Origin of the sequence: Alteribacter keqinensis (assembly GCF_003710255.1) — a bacterium.
Classification (GTDB): Bacteria; Bacillota; Bacilli; order Bacillales; family Salisediminibacteriaceae; genus Alteribacter; species Alteribacter keqinensis.
The window spans coordinates 1,922,585-1,937,136 of the sequence record NZ_RHIB01000001.1 but is presented as its reverse complement, the minus strand read 5'-3'; the positions used below and the strand labels follow the sequence as shown (position 1 = coordinate 1,937,136).

The 14,552-nt window shown below is 43.8% G+C and carries 18 protein-coding genes and 1 pseudogene; 14 read left to right on the top strand and 5 right to left on the bottom strand.

Annotated elements, in window-relative coordinates:
* The first annotated feature begins 8 nt into the window (after positions 1–8).
* The 9 genes from EBO34_RS09485 to EBO34_RS09445 all read left to right on the top strand — a co-directional run bounded on the left by EBO34_RS09485 (position 9) and on the right by EBO34_RS09445 (position 6,593).
* On the top strand, positions 9–1,040 hold the full coding sequence (locus EBO34_RS09485) for a TRAP transporter substrate-binding protein (protein ID WP_122897649.1): 1,032 nt from the start codon (positions 9–11) through the stop codon (positions 1,038–1,040).
* 22 nt (positions 1,041–1,062) lie between these two features.
* Positions 1,063–1,551, top strand: coding sequence for a TRAP transporter small permease (locus EBO34_RS09480; RefSeq protein WP_122897648.1), 489 nt, complete (start codon positions 1,063–1,065; stop codon positions 1,549–1,551).
* A gap of 5 nt (positions 1,552–1,556) precedes the next feature.
* Entirely contained in the window at positions 1,557–2,849 is a 1,293-nt protein-coding gene (locus EBO34_RS09475) for a TRAP transporter large permease (protein ID WP_122897647.1), read from the top strand.
* Positions 2,850–2,938: 89 nt separating this feature from the next.
* On the top strand, positions 2,939–4,099 hold the full coding sequence (locus EBO34_RS09470) for an acyl-CoA dehydrogenase family protein (RefSeq protein ID WP_122897646.1): 1,161 nt from the start codon (positions 2,939–2,941) through the stop codon (positions 4,097–4,099).
* A 191-nt stretch (positions 4,100–4,290) separates the two neighbouring features.
* A complete protein-coding gene (locus EBO34_RS09465; RefSeq protein WP_183163792.1) occupies positions 4,291–4,740 on the top strand; it encodes a DUF1648 domain-containing protein in 450 nt (149 codons plus the stop codon).
* Positions 4,737–4,940 (top strand): hypothetical protein, encoded by a 204-nt coding sequence (locus tag EBO34_RS09460; RefSeq protein WP_122897644.1) that lies wholly within the window; start codon positions 4,737–4,739, stop codon positions 4,938–4,940. Before EBO34_RS09465 ends, EBO34_RS09460 begins: the two co-directional genes overlap by 4 nt.
* The gene (locus EBO34_RS09455) at positions 4,901–5,776 is read left to right on the top strand and encodes an SDR family oxidoreductase (protein WP_249414035.1); all 876 of its coding nucleotides are present in this window, start codon (positions 4,901–4,903) and stop codon (positions 5,774–5,776) included. The genes EBO34_RS09460 and EBO34_RS09455 overlap by 40 nt, the downstream gene beginning before the upstream one ends.
* 36 nt (positions 5,777–5,812) lie before the next feature.
* Positions 5,813–6,109 (top strand): TIGR04104 family putative zinc finger protein, encoded by a 297-nt coding sequence (locus EBO34_RS09450; RefSeq protein WP_183163791.1) that lies wholly within the window; start codon positions 5,813–5,815, stop codon positions 6,107–6,109.
* An 82-nt stretch (positions 6,110–6,191) separates the two neighbouring features.
* Positions 6,192–6,593: a GNAT family N-acetyltransferase gene (locus tag EBO34_RS09445; RefSeq protein ID WP_122897641.1), complete on the top strand. Its 402-nt coding sequence runs from the start codon at positions 6,192–6,194 to the stop codon at positions 6,591–6,593.
* 482 nt (positions 6,594–7,075) lie between these two features.
* On the opposite strand, the gene EBO34_RS09440 is transcribed toward EBO34_RS09445, so the two are convergent.
* The 3 genes from EBO34_RS09440 to EBO34_RS09430 are packed head-to-tail and all read right to left on the bottom strand — an operon-like array spanning position 7,076 to position 9,047.
* Entirely contained in the window at positions 7,076–7,792 is a 717-nt protein-coding gene (locus EBO34_RS09440) for a hypothetical protein (RefSeq protein WP_122897640.1), read from the bottom strand.
* On the bottom strand, positions 7,793–8,674 hold the full coding sequence (locus tag EBO34_RS09435) for an ABC transporter ATP-binding protein (RefSeq protein ID WP_122897639.1): 882 nt from the start codon (positions 8,672–8,674) through the stop codon (positions 7,793–7,795). It lies immediately after the preceding gene.
* On the bottom strand, positions 8,664–9,047 hold the full coding sequence (locus EBO34_RS09430; RefSeq protein WP_249414034.1) for a GntR family transcriptional regulator: 384 nt from the start codon (positions 9,045–9,047) through the stop codon (positions 8,664–8,666). The genes EBO34_RS09435 and EBO34_RS09430 overlap by 11 nt, the downstream gene beginning before the upstream one ends.
* 305 nt (positions 9,048–9,352) lie before the next feature.
* Between EBO34_RS09430 and EBO34_RS21220 the strand changes: the two are divergent.
* From EBO34_RS21220 to EBO34_RS09415, 4 genes and pseudogenes are all read left to right on the top strand, one after another.
* Positions 9,353–9,424 (top strand): annotated as a pseudogene (locus EBO34_RS21220) (nucleotidyltransferase domain-containing protein); the annotation flags it as partial.
* A 511-nt stretch (positions 9,425–9,935) separates the two neighbouring features.
* Entirely contained in the window at positions 9,936–10,154 is a 219-nt protein-coding gene (locus EBO34_RS09425) for a hypothetical protein (protein WP_122897637.1), read from the top strand.
* Positions 10,155–10,158: 4 nt separating this feature from the next.
* Positions 10,159–10,614: a GNAT family N-acetyltransferase gene (locus tag EBO34_RS09420; protein ID WP_122897636.1), complete on the top strand. Its 456-nt coding sequence runs from the start codon at positions 10,159–10,161 to the stop codon at positions 10,612–10,614.
* A gap of 12 nt (positions 10,615–10,626) precedes the next feature.
* A complete protein-coding gene (locus EBO34_RS09415) occupies positions 10,627–11,517 on the top strand; it encodes an aminoglycoside phosphotransferase family protein (RefSeq protein ID WP_122897635.1) in 891 nt (296 codons plus the stop codon).
* A 57-nt stretch (positions 11,518–11,574) separates the two neighbouring features.
* Here EBO34_RS09415 and EBO34_RS09410 read toward each other — a convergent pair whose 3' ends face one another.
* Both EBO34_RS09410 and EBO34_RS09405 read right to left on the bottom strand, forming a co-directional pair.
* Positions 11,575–12,252, bottom strand: a complete 678-nt coding sequence (locus EBO34_RS09410; RefSeq protein ID WP_122897634.1) for a hypothetical protein — start codon at positions 12,250–12,252, stop codon at positions 11,575–11,577.
* Between the two features lie 149 nt (positions 12,253–12,401).
* Positions 12,402–13,067: a hypothetical protein gene (locus tag EBO34_RS09405; RefSeq protein ID WP_122897633.1), complete on the bottom strand. Its 666-nt coding sequence runs from the start codon at positions 13,065–13,067 to the stop codon at positions 12,402–12,404.
* Between the two features lie 169 nt (positions 13,068–13,236).
* On the opposite strand from EBO34_RS09405, the gene EBO34_RS09400 reads away from it, so the two are divergent.
* A complete protein-coding gene (locus EBO34_RS09400) occupies positions 13,237–14,547 on the top strand; it encodes an amidohydrolase family protein (protein ID WP_122897632.1) in 1,311 nt (436 codons plus the stop codon).
* The last annotated feature ends 5 nt before the right edge of the window (positions 14,548–14,552 follow it).

The following is a 14,552-nucleotide window of genomic DNA, read 5'->3' as shown; positions in this document are numbered from 1 at the left end:
GATACATAATGAAAAAAACGTTTTTGGGTACAGTTAGCGGCATAGCTTTAACATGGATCATCGTGGGGTGTGGAAATGAGGAGGCTGCATCAGGAAGTGAAGAGGGAGATGGTACGCCCCACGTTCTGGACCTGGCTACTGTGGTTACTGCACCTCATCCATGGATTGATATGGCAGAGTATTTTGCAGAAGAGGTAGAGGAGAAAACAGGGGGAGATGTGGAGGTCAGAATCCACCATACAGGTACCCTGGGAGATGACGAAGGGAGCATTGATGAAATGAGGCTCGGAACGGTGGATTTTGTAATTGGCGGGACACAAAACGCTGCGCCTTTTCTCAGAGAGTATCAGCTGTTCAGTCTGAGCTATTTATTTGAAGATATGGGTCATTTTCAGGAAGCCATCGCTCATGACAGCGAACTGACAGAAGAGTTTAGAAATCTCCATGATGAAAGGGATTTAGGGTTTAAACTTCTTGCTTTTGCAGGTGGAGGAACGAGGAATCTGGCTAATAGCATTGGCCCGATTGAAGAACCGGAAGATATAGCAGGGCTCCAGTTACGTTTACCTGATTCCCCATTAGAAAGTAAAATATGGTCAGAATTAGGTGCAGTGCCTACAAGTCTTCCTTGGAATGAGATTTATTCTGCTGTACAGACAGGTGTGGTTGATGGCTTTGAAAGTACATTGAGCGGCTTTAAAGGAAGTAATTTAAATGAGGTTACTGATTATTTAAGTGTTTCTGAGCATCAGTTTATGGTATCGCACTTTTCCATGAGCACCCTCACCTATGAACAGCTACCTGAAGAGTATGCAGAGATCATAGAACAGGTTGCGGTAGAAAGCGGGTATATTGGGACGGAGAATGGAATCGAGTATGATGAGGAGATTCTTGATGAGCTGGAAAGTCTTGGAATGGAAGTGAATGAAGTTAACAAAGATGCCTTTATTGAAATCCTGCAACCACTGCATGAGGAATTAGCTGAAGATATTGGTGCGTCAGAATTGCTTGATATGATACAAAACCTGAATCACCAATGACCGTTAAAGGAGAAGTCATCAGATGAAAGTAATTAAAACATTCAATGACTGGGTAGAAAAGGGACTGATATCATTATCAGTTTTGTTATTTATCATTTATATCAGTTTAATTTTACTTCAGGTGGTTTCAAGAAATTATTTACACTTACCTGTTTTGTGGGCTCAGGAAGTAGCGATCTTCTGTTTTTTATGGACAATTTTCCTTGGTGCTGCGATTGGCCTCCGGCAACGCAGGCATTATTTAGTAGAAGCATTTCCAAAAAAGATGGAAAAGACAAATCACAGCCTTTCATTAGTGGCCCACGTGTTAATTTTATTTTTTGTCTATGTGCTAATAATCGGAGGATACGATTTTGCGAGAATGGGTTTAACGAGGTTATCGAATGCGCTGGAGATTCCGCAGGCATATTTGTTTGCAAGTATTCCTGTGTCCGGATTAGTGATGTTCCTGTTTATTATCGAGCTTATTTCAAATGATCTCAGAGCACTTTTTCGAAAGGGGGCTGACTGATTGCAATGGATCCGTTAATCATCTTGCTGTTAAGTTTTTTTGTTTTAATCATCCTGAGAGTTCCGATTGCTTTTGCTCTTGGACTGTCTTCCATGCTGACGATATATACACTTGGGCTCCCTTTTACGACCATTGTGAATCAAATGTATTCCAGCGTAAATTCATTCCCGTTGCTGGCAGTCCCGTTATTTCTATTATTAGGACGGCTGATGAATGATGGGGGAATTACAGACAGGCTTGTGAACTTATCCAGTTCTCTGGTCGGTCACATTCGTGGCGGACTTGGACACATTAACGTGACAGTAAGTATGATGTTTGCAGGATTATCGGGGTCTGCAGCAGCAGATACGGCAGGAGTGGGAGCAATGATGATTCCTGCTATGAAGAAAGCGAAGTTTGATCCAGCCTTTGCAGTAGCCCTCACAGCTGTTTCGTCTACACTGGGTGTCATCATTCCACCAAGCATATTAATGGTTATTTATGGGGCAGTTGCCCAGGTGAGTATCGGAGCATTGTTCCTTGCGGGAGTCGTACCCGGGATTTTAATCGCTGTTATGCAGATGGTCTATACATACGTCCTGGCAGTAAGAAAGGGTTTTCCTGCTTCCCCTAAAACGAGTGTCCGGCAAAAGGGAATGGACCTGTGGAAAGCATTGCCCGTCCTGCTTTTGCCAATCATCATCATCGCAGGGATCACAGGTGGAATTTTTACAGCTACTGAAGCAGCTGCAGTCGCTGTGGCTTATGGATTTATATTAATGATTTTTTACCGTTCCATAAACTTTAGAAAACTCCCCGGAATTCTGGCAGATTCTGTTGTGAATTATTCGTTGCCGATGATGGCAGTGGCAAGCGCTGGAATCATGGGATGGTTAATCGCCATGTTAGGTGCACCGGAGATAATTGCAGGTTTTATAACAGGAATAACCACAAACCAGACAGCCGTGTATTTGCTCATTGTTCTTTTCTTACTTGTGATTGGCACCTTTTTAAGTCCGGTTACAAGCGTAATTATCTTTATGCCGATCATTCAGGAGTTAGGGCAGGTAGCCGGGGCTCATCCTCTTCACCTTGGTATTATTGTGATTTTGACGTTGTCGTTAGGTATGGTTACACCTCCATATGGAATTTGTCTGTTGATTGCTACACAGATTGGGGAAGTGAGTACGCCTAAAGCTTTCTTAGCGATACTTCCTTTAATTGGCGTTACACTTGGAATCATTATTATTGGATTATTAGTTCCCGACTTGTTCATGTTTTTACCGAGAATGCTCATGCCGGATGTTGTGGTTTATTAGCTTTATGGATCGAGTATGAAGGTCAGGGGGACTTGGAGTTCAAAGTATACATTTAAAAAGTTGTAAAAAAGATAAACAGGGGGATTTGTATGACTTTAAACAAACAAAAAGAAATTGAAGATCGCCAGAAACAACTTGGTGAAGTCGTTCATTCATTTGAGATTAACGCTGAAAGGCATGACCGGGAAAGAACTTTTCCTTTTGACAATATAAACGAATTAATCAGGATAGGCTATCCTTCCTGGACGGTTCCCGAGAATTTTGGAGGACCGGGGATTTCACTTACGGAGATGCTTCAGCATCAGGAAACAATTGCAAGAGCGGATGGCCCCACCGCGCTCTCCATTGGATGGCATATGGGGATCACAAAGCATCTGGGTGAGAATCGAATATGGGATAATAAAACCTACAAAGCGTTTGCAGATGATGTTTTTTACCATGGTGCATTATTGAATAATGCCGCCTCAGAGCCGGCTACTGGGAGCCCAACCCGAGGAGGGAAGCCGGAAACAAGAGCAGTAAAAGACGGGGATAGATGGATTATCAATGGTAGAAAGAACTTTACTACCATGGCCCCAATCCTTACCTACTTTGTGGTAAGTGCATCAATTGAGGGTTCTGACCGGATAGGGAATTTTCTTATTAGAAGAGAATATGATGGTGTTGATATTGAGGATACATGGGATTCAGTTGCGATGAAAGCAACAGGAAGCCACGACCTGGTGCTGCATGATGTTGTCGTAAATGAATCAGATTTAGTTGAGTATATTTCACCTGGCAGGAAAGAGCCGGCGGGCTGGCTGCTTCATATTCCTGCCTGCTATATTGGGATTGCAAGAGCAGCGCAGAGGTACGCAACAGACTTTGCTAAAAATTACTCACCTAATAGTATAGAAGGAACGATAGCAGATCTTCCTAATGTGATACAGAAGATTGGGCAGATGGAGCTGCTCGTTTTAGAAAGCCGGCACTTCTTATATTCAGTGGCGGAAAAATGGGACCGAAGCGACCTCAATGTCAGGCAAAGTATGAAAGCTGAATTAGGTGCTGTTAAATTATCAGTTGTAAACAAGGCGATGGAGATTGTTGACTTGGCGATGCGTATTGTCGGAGCAAAAAGCCTGTCGGAAACAAATCCACTTCAACGATATTACCGGGATGTAAGAGCCGGGCTTCATAATCCCCCGATGGATGATATGACAATTAACCAGCTGGCAGTGGATTCTATTAACAAGACAGAAAAGAGATAATTGATCGATACAGATGCTCAGGATACACATATCCTGGGCACTTTTTGTTGCTCTTAATATTAGAAAAATATGTTAATATTTAGAGAGGCAGTTTGCCAGACTTTCCAACATTCATATAACAAAAATTAGGTGAAACTCTGGAACAGCCAAAACTGGATATTCCAAAAACGGTGATGGAGAAAAGGGTTGATGTGGGTAGTTTATTGGTTCTAGCCTTCACCGTCGTATATGTAATCGTTATGTGGAAAGCCCTGCCTGACACTATTCCCATTCATTTTAACCTGCAAGGAGAATCGGATGGCTGGGGAAGCCCCGGTACGTTATTTATTTTACCGTTGATTACGGCGGGACTGTGGCTTGGGATGACAGTTTTGGAAAAGTATCCTCATACATTTAATTATCTGCATTTGACCCGGGAAAACATGAGATTTCAATATGAGAACATACTTATGCAGGTAAATGTGATGAAGAATTTTATCGTTGTCTCTTTTTGCTGTCTGACATGGGTAATTGTACAATCAGCTGCGGATGGCGGTTTGAACCGGGGTTTTTTACCCGTTATGATCGGTGGAATTGGTGGAACTTTTGGGATCATTGGATTCTTTTTAGTTCGTTCATTGAGAAAGGGGGAAAAAACATGAGCAATAAAACGAGGATAGTTCTCAGTTTTATAGGCAGTCTGTTGGTTTTGGGCGTTGGAATTTACAGGCTGGCGTTTGAAGGTGTAGACGGAGGCTTGCAAATTATCGCGGTTGTCTTTGTGGTTGTGGGAGTGCTCGGTACTTTAGGTAATATCAGTGAGTGGAAAAAAGTAAAAACGGAAGAAACGAAAAGGGGATAATGGCTTTGGACAGGCAGGTAGCAGTGATCACTGGAACGAGCAGCGGCTTCGGGTATCTGACTGCACTCGCCCTGGCAGAAAGGGGATACTGTGTAGTCGGGACGGTCCGGGATGAGGAAAGTAAACAGAGACTTCTGAGGGAAGCGGAGAGCCGGGGCTGCGGAGATTGTCTGGCAGTTTTACCACTCGATGTGACCGATTCCAGACAAGTGAATGACGTGAGGGATGAAGTTAAAAAACGTTATGGGAAAGTGGACGTGCTGATTAATAATGCAGGCTACAGTCTAGGTGGAATGACGGAGCTTGTGGACATGAATGAGTGGCGCGGGCAGATTGAGACCAACGTTTTAGGCGTGGTAGGTATTACGAAAGCGTTCCTGCCGATGATGCGGGAGCGGAGAAAAGGAAAAATTATTAATCTAGGAAGCATAAGCGGAAGGTTTGGGTTTCCGGGCCTTGCTCCCTACGTAACTTCAAAGCATGCTCTTGGTGGTTTCAGCGAGTCGTTGAGGCTGGAACTGCTGCCGTTCGGTATTTATGTAAGCCTGATCGAAGCCGGTTCGTTTAAAACCCGGATTTGGGAAAAGGGAATGGCAAACGTTACGGTTGAGAAGGATTATGAACAATACATAAGTAAGTTATATGTAAATGCCGAGAAGACGGTGGAGAAGGCTGCCGATCCGCTGGATGTGGTGAAGTTAATTGAGAGAATCTGTGGAGCTGAAAAGCCGAAATTTCGCTATCAGGTCGGAAAAGGAGTCGGGCTAGGCATTTGGCTGAAGAGTGTTTTGCCCTGGGCTGTGATTGAATGGGCAGTAAAAAGGAAGATGAAGTAGATGAGAGACTTTCAGAGGGGGAGGTGGGAATGAATCGTGAAGCTGCCGAGGTGCTGGTCGTGTGATTATTCGTTTTTGTGGAAGGAATTGCTCGTCACAGGGTTCAGAATAAAGTGCCCGAACTGTGAAAAGGAGCAGTTTGTGACGGCTAAAGCCAGAAAGCGGAGTGGTGTTTTTGGGCCGCTTGTGGTTGTTCTTATGTTTGTTTTGATGAACGGGTTCAGTCTGAATGTGTGGCAAAGCTTGCTGGCCGGGGTGGTTTTACTAGCTGTCATCCTGTCTTTCTCCCCTTTTGCTTATGACTTTACTGATAAGGATGAGCCTTTGTTTTAGCAGGTGAATTGGAGCTTTTATTCTAATGATCTCTATTTATATGACGGGTTTTAGTATGCGGGGCGAGGGGAGCTGTTAAAAAATGATTGAATACAAAACGGATTTGGAAGGTATTACGGAAGAGATGCTGGATGGTTTTTTTGTTGGCTGGCCCGATGCACCGAGTAAAGGGACGCACCTTAGGCTGCTGGAGAGCAGTGATAAGCGTGTCGTTGCGCTGGAGCGCGGAGTGGCGGTTGGGTTTATTACAGCTGTTTCAGATGGTGTCCTCAGTGCATATATCCCTTTTCTGGAGGTGCTTCCAGACTATCAGGGAAGAGGGATTGGAGAGACGCTCGTCAAGAAAATGTTGGAGGAGTTGGATGGCCTGTATATGATTGACCTCATGTGTGATCCGGAACTGCAGCCTTACTATGAACGTCTCGGCATGCAGCGATCACACGGGATGGTAGTCAGAAACTATCAGAATCAGTCCGGAAGGTAGAGAGAAGAGTTTGGGAAAGGGTTATTGTGAATTTTTCACAAGGGGTCTGACCCTGTGTGATCGAATTCACAAAAATAGGAGAGGGGCAAAGGAAGATGAAGTGGAAGAGATTGTTGAGGAACTGGAGGATCATCTTCTGGAGGCTGAACGTAACGGAAAAGATGTGTCTCATATTACGGGTCAAAGTCCAAAGGAACGTTTATCGTATTCGCCATTTGGACGAAAACCTGGGCAGGTATTGTCATACCGATCATGCTGTTTACCCCGGGTCTTCTTCTTCGATTGACTTCTGTTGGAGATGAAACAGCACTCATTTCAGGGTGGATTGTTAGTATAACTGGGATCGCAGTCTATCTCTATCTTGTCTATCGAAATGAAAAGAAGAAAGAGTTTGCACGCTCATAGGTGAACAGAGGGTCAGACCCCGGGAAATTATTTCCCGGGGTCTGACCCTCTGTTACGTTTTTCACAAGCATTGTATCTTAGTACATTTTTATACGAATGCGTTTTGTTAGTTTGCGGATGGCAAAGAGGATCAGGGTGATGAGTATGATCGATGATGCAAGGCTGACTATTACTGATGCGCCTTGGAATTCGACAGGAAGTAATCCTGCGACTGGCTGTGGAGTATTGAAATTCCAGAAAAAGTCGGTTACAAAAACGAGAATCAGAGCAGCTGCTATAGTGGCAAACCCGCCTGAAGCACCGTATCCGTAAAATCCTGCACTGATCAGCCACCCGGCAAGAAAGTATATGAAGATGACGAGAATGTAGGAAATGACTGTTAACACCCATTGCGGTTCTGTTCCTCCAATAGTTGATAAGGTGACATTATCAAACAGAGTGGTGAACCGCTCTGTAAAGGTAAGAAGCCATGTAACGACTGCGGTGATGATTATAATGGATACGGCAAGTGCGATGCCTGAAAGAGAAGTGGCCAGGAAATAAGTTCTTCTAGTAAGCCCCTGTTTTACAAATAATGTGAGGAATGCAAAACAAGAGAGAATCCCGCAGACGAGCATAAAGATTGTAGCTGTTTGAAACACAAAGGTAAGAAGGGACATTTCTTTTACTTCAGGTTCTGGAACAAATGAAATCACAAGTATATAAACAATATAAACGATCGGCAGGTACCAGGCAGCCCATTTCATCTGAGTCGAATAAAGGACAGTTGAGGCTTTCTTAATTGTGTCATTCATTTATTTTCCCTCCTCATCTTTGGTAAGTTGAATAAACAGATCGTGAAGGGAGACGGACCCTATTTCAAGACCTGCTCTTTGTGCATTTGCAAGCTGCTGTTCGGATAAAGAACCGTAAATCATGACAGACTTTGTCCCGCCAAGTCGCTGTGTGCTTAAGGTTTTCAGGTCTTTAACAAAAACATCTATGTTTTCGGAAGCTCCGGTAACTGAAAAACCTTTGCTTATAAGGTCTTCGATCGGTTCATGAGCAATGAGCTTTCCTTTATGCAGAATCAGGACTTCATCAAACAGGTATTCCATTTCAGACACTAAGTGAGTGGACAAAATGATAGTCCTCTGGTGCCGGGCCTGCTCTTCAAGTACTTCCTTGTAAAAGAGGTCCCGGGTCGGTGCATCCATACCAAGATACGCTTCATCAAAAATGGTAACGGGAGACCGGCTTGCCAGTCCGATTGTGACATTTAAAGCTGACTGCATCCCGCTCGACAGTTTTCCAAGAGGTTTATCCAGGGGCAGTTTAAAGAGCGCTGCCAGTTCATTTGCATAATCCATGTCAAAATCAGGGCGGAATAGCATCGCTAACTCAAGATATTCTCTACCGGTATCGTATTCATGGTCGTTATCTTTTGTATTATAAATAAAGGTTACCTGAGGCATAATCCTTTCATTTTCAAATGGATTTTCACCGTCAATTTTGATTTTTCCCCTATCCGGCTCCTGATAGGATGCCAGCAGGGAAAGAAGGGTGGTTTTACCTGCACCGTTTCGTCCGATCAAACCATAGATTTTACCCGGGTCCAGGCTGAAAGAAACATTACTCAAAGCTGAAAATTCTTTATTTTGAACCGAAACACCCTGCGCCTGAACATTAATGGTCATTACGATCACGTCCTTTTAAATCTTGGATTAAATGTGTTATATCTTCATCAGACAGACGAAGCTTTTTTGCTTCCTCAATCATAGGAAGAACAAAATCATCTGCAAATGCTCTTTTTCGCTGCTCTATGAGCCTTTCTTTCGCTCCTTCTGCTACAAACATCCCTACACCTCTCTTTTTGTATACAATTTCTTCGTCCACCAGGAGGTTAATCCCCTTTGAAACCGTAATATGGTTGACCTTGTAAAACTGAACCAGCTGGTTCGTCGAAGGAATCTGGTCGTGCTCTTTCAATTGATCATTAACAATTTGGTCCGTTATCCGGTCCTTGATCTGTAAAAAAATCGGCTTTTTATCATCAAATGACTTCCGCAAATCCGCCATCACCACCTATTCGTAAGTACATGTCTGTCAGTGACTCCTATATGGATATATAGTTATGTATATAACCATAATAGATGCATGTCTGTCTGTCAATTAATACTTCACGGAGGGTAAGACCGGTCTGACCCTGTGTTACGTTCTTCACATACTGTTGCAGGTGAGTGTGGTGTTGATGTGGAACTTATAGAAGTTGGTTTTATTGAGTGGGGAGTGGGATGGTTAATGGCTTCATTTAAACAGTGCGAAAGGTTGCTTCGTTACTGTCAGATTTTAAGCGTCCATAGTTTGTAGCTGGGGGCTGGGCAGTGGATCTTCACTTGGGAAGGCGGACCACGGAGCATCATGATGTTGAGGTTGCTGTTTTGTGAGAAGATCAGAGGGCTGTGAGAAACTATTTGAGTGACTGGGGGTTTAAGAAAGATAGTAAAAGGACAGTTCCTTCCCTGGTATGAAGAGGAGGATCTGCAATTGCCGGTTCACGAAATTCATGGGAGAAGCCGGGAGAATGAAGAAGTGGAGATTCTTCTGAATGAATCAAAGGATGGGGTTTGGACATTCAGGAGGGCCCGGTAACAGAAGTGTGGAAATGCAATGAAGGCGGTACCTTATTTAACCCCTGAGATTGTTCTCTAAAGCAAAGAATCCCCGGCAGAAAGATGAAGACGATTTTAATGCACTTGCAGGCATTGTGGCAACCGAAGAAAAAAGTTAGCTTAAAAAAGCGTTACAAATACATCAGCCAGATCATTCGCGGATGGAACGGATTACATTATTTACATAATTAATCCAAAATAAAAAGCAGGAATGTTATGATAAATATCCGTTGAAAAAAGAGGATCTTGTTAAATATTTCACAATTATGCTAGGGGGATTGGAGAGTTGAAACGGAGTACAATTTTATTTTTCATCTTGTTTTGTAATGTTTTCTATGTGATGAACTTTGTTTACAATATTGTCTTGAACCGTCTGTTTCATGTTGGGGCGGGGAGTGTTTCAAGTATGATTAGTTTATTTGTCCTTTTCCTTGTGGTAGTTCCTCTTGCCTTGGTGACTGCAAAAAAGCTGACGGAATTTTTCATTCCGAACAGTGAGGTGTAGCCCGGTGATTGTTAAGGAAATGGTGTCATTGTCAGACATGAACCACCTGCTGGAGGAAAGTGAAAAAGAGGGCTTCAGGTTTTTACGGAGGCTGGCAGATGACTATGACACAGGGGCAAACAGATTTAATGAACTAGATGAGTTCCTTTTAGGAGTATATTCAGGTTCCGGACAGCTGGTGGCCATTGGCGGATTAAATCGCGATCCTTTTTCAGGTGATCAGGCTGTCGGCAGGATCAGAAGATTTTATGTGTCTTCTGAATGGCGCGGCCGGGGAATCGGGAGGCTGCTTCTAAACGAACTGATTAGGCAGGGGAAAGAGCATTTTCATGCCTTTACATTGTTTACGGATACTCCGGAGGCGGATAAGTTCTATATATCATGTGGATTTAAAAAAGGTACGGCTTTTCTGAAATCTACGCATTTTTATCTTGTATGCCAAGAAAGTGATTTTACTTGAGGAGGTAGATATATGGATGTGAAAGACATACCGAATTTTAAGCAGGCAAAATCGGTCAGGGAGATTACAAAGGGGTTTTCCCATGATAAAAAGCTGGTGATCGACGAGAAATATCTCGTAAGGATTTTTTCCGCTGAGGAAGGGAGCGATGCGAGGAAGAAAGAGTTCGAAACAATTAAGGCTCTCTCTGCCCACTCAGCGAGAGTGCCCAAGGCAATTGAATATGGCTTTTTGAACAAAACGCGTGAAGGGTACATGGTGTTATCCTACCTTCAGGGGGTAGATGGGGAGGCGGCACTGCCGTGTCTGTCGGATAAAGAGCAGTACCATATCGGATTTGAAGCGGGAAAAGAACTGAAGAACCTGCACAAACTGAACGCGCCAGATCACATTACACCTTGGGAAAAGGTGAAGAAAAAAAAGAGCGACCGCTACCTTGAGGAGTTAAAAACAATCCCCGTGGCGGAAGAACTGAAGGAAATGCTGGCGACTTACATTAAAGAGAACGAGTTTCTGATACAGGGGCGGCCGAACCGTTTTCAGCACGATGATTTTCATCCTTCGAATCTTTTGATTCACAACCACTCGTTCTCGGGAATTATTGATTTTCAGCGGATGGACTGGGGGGACCCCGTTCATGATCTCTATAAGACCGGCTTTTTTTCCAAGCAGGTGAGTGTTCCGTTTTCACGGGGGGCAGTGGACGGGTACCTGGAAGACTGGGGCGATGATACATTCTTCTGGAAGCTTTATGCCTTGTACAGTGCGATGCACCTTGTGTCTGCACTCGTCTGGTGTGTAAAACATACACCCGATCAGTTTGACAAATTTCATAAATACTCTCTGGAAGTCATCGATGACCATAACGGATTCACTAAAACCACTCCCTTATGGTATAGGTAGAAAGTAGGGTCTGACCCTTCGTGAAAGGATGCACAAAAGCTGTGCAGCCTTTGTCAGTTATTTCTGTATATAATAATCTGTTACTGACATGTTAATTAACTCTTTTTCGGATTCAGGTGTTTTTGAGTCTTTGATCTCAGTCAGGATTTGTGACAGTTTTGAGATGGTAATGTCATCTTCTTCGAGTACGCTTACTGTTGATAGGAACACTTCTTCTATGTCTTCATAGACATCCCAAAAAAAACCATAGAAAGGATAGAATCTGTGGGAATCAAAGTCATCAGGGTTCTGTTTCTGCCATTCTGTTTGAAGTTCCCTGATCGTAACTATATCAGCTTCATTCATAGTAAGAGTGCCTTTCAGATAGATAGCTTTACCGTTTTGCAGCTTTCCTTTCCACCTCATTTTTTCCTCTGTTCGTTCAGTTGAGGTTATGAGGAGGTTAGAATCCGTAGAAATTAAAACATTATTATAGTTAGAGATCTCAATCTCTTCATCTTTTCCAGAAAAAATAGTAAGGTCTTCATAAAGGTAATAATGGTCATACAGCCTCTCAAAGAGGACAAAACATACGATTGTAAGGAGACCTGCAATGCTGTTAACTAAGATTCTTTTGAACTTGGTTGTGGTCCCATCGATCAATTTCTTAGCTATAAAAAAGAACAAAATTCCGAAAACAACCAAAAATCCCGTTTGAAGAAACGGATATAAAAATCCAGGAATCTGAAAAGTCACGCCTATCACCTCAACCTAGTTAAAATCACCTTCACTTCCCTGTTTTTAACATGACTATCTGAAAACTGATCAACTATTTGTGAAAGACCACACACAGGGTCTGACCCTGTGTGTGGTCTTTCACAAACTGTGGAGGAAAAAAACCCGGGTTATTCGAGAATTTCCCAGGCTGTGAGGTTGATGTTGAATGTGTCTCCGTGTGGAAGGGAGGACTTGATATCTTGTATTATCGTTTCAATTGTATCGTTGGTCAGGTCTGCAGTGGAAGTGGATGATAAGGCTTCGGTTAAGCGGCTTTCCGCTTGTTTTTCAAATACGTCACGAAAGAAGGTCGTTGATGAAAAGTAAGGGCCGGCGAGCTCAATGCCTTCAATTGCCCAGTCTGTATGCATGGAACTGAGGTTATCAACAGGATGGCGGTCAGCCTGAAAGGAAAGTTGCATGGCCACAGTGAGGGCATCACTCGTCTGAAACTCATATTCTTTTGATTGATCGAGTCTTCGGGAAACAAGAATCACCGTATTTTCATCGCTCGTGACAACAATGTCATTTTCCCTCTTTGGCTCAAGGATGTTCCCTTTTCCGCTCAACACGACTTCATCCGAAGCCACATAATGCTGCTCGAACTGGCTTTGGATCAAAACAAGGCTTATGAACGTGCAAATCCAAATGGCAGTAACGGGTCTCCAGCCGCGGGGGTTTCCGGTTAATTTATAGAAAACATAGGTCCAGATCATGCTGAATGAAAGTGCTAAAATGACGATTAATCCCAGCCGCATCACAATGTAAAGCCAGACAGGAATAAGAAAGGTCATGGTTTTCTCTCCTTATCGCTTCAGATGGTAACATTTATTCCCATCTCTTAAGTATTCCCCATTTTGCAGGTGCCCCAAACGGTTACCTTACTTTATGCGGATAGAAGAAAAGGAATAACTTTCCGGCATGACTGAATACTAAGGATAGGTAAAAGATAGGGGGATCAGTGTGAAAACAGCTTACATAAACGGTCTTTTTTTTACGGTAAATGATAATTACGATGTATATGAAAATGGCATGCTCGTAGTTGAGGGTAAGTTGATTACCTATATAGGGGAGTACGATCAACAGGAACGGGAGAAAGCAGACGAGGTTGTGGACCTGCATGGGAAATGGGTTTTGCCAGGTTTGGTAAACACGCACTCCCATATCGTGATGACCATTCTTCGGGGGATCGGGGATGACATGCTGTTAAAGCCATGGCTGGAGCGGAAAATCTGGCCACTGGAACAGCAGTTTACACCTGAAATTGGAAAGACCAGTGCTCTCCTTGGGGTATCTGAAATGCTCAAATCCGGAACGACGACCTTTTCGGATATGTTTAACCCGACAGGTATTGACAGCGATGCGATTATGGAAGCCCTAAGTGAGACAGGTATTCGCGGGGCTTTTTCCCACACGGTGTTCAGTTTCGGATCAGAAGGTGAGCAGAGGCAGAACCTGAGGGAAGCGGAGCGTTTTGCAAAAACGTACAGACATTTTGCCGATGGAAGGCTGACAACGATGGTTGCGCCTCACAGTCCGTATACATGCAGTCCACAGGCACTTGAGGAGTGCGCCCGGATAGCAAGGGAGTATGGGGTGATAGCTCACATCCACGTTTCGGAAACGGAAGGGGAAATTGAAGAGATCGTCAGTCGTTATGGCGCAAGACCTGTTGAACATATAAGCAGGACCGGTTTGTTCAACGGACCGGCCGTCATGGCTCACGGGGTAGTGTTAAATGATGAAGAAAGGGAATTCTTGAGGGAAAAAGACGTGAGAGTAGCCCATAACCCGGTGAGTAACCTGAAGCTTGGGTCCGGAGTGGCTGATGTGGCAGGTCTATTGGATGCAGGCATTAAAGTGGGGATTGCCACAGACGGGGTAGCGTCCAATAATAACTTCGATATGTTCGAGGAAATGAGGATTACAGCTCTGCTGCAAAAAGGAACGCGGAAAAACACCACCATTCTGCCGACAGAAACGGTACTGCGTCTGGCTACAAAAACAGGTGCGCAGGTGCTCGGCATGAATCATACAGGATCACTTGAAAAAGGAAAGCAGGCGGATTTTATCACCATTGATCCAGCGGATAAACCACATCTGCAGCCTGTTAGTGAAGCGAAGTCTCACCTCCTATACGCCGCCGGCGGCCGGGACGTGAGTGATGTGTTCATTGATGGCCGTCAGATTGTAAAAAACGGTGAGTGCCTCACCATTGATGAAGAACGTATCATTAGCGAAATAAACCGACTGCGAAAAACATTAAAAGAATAATGCTA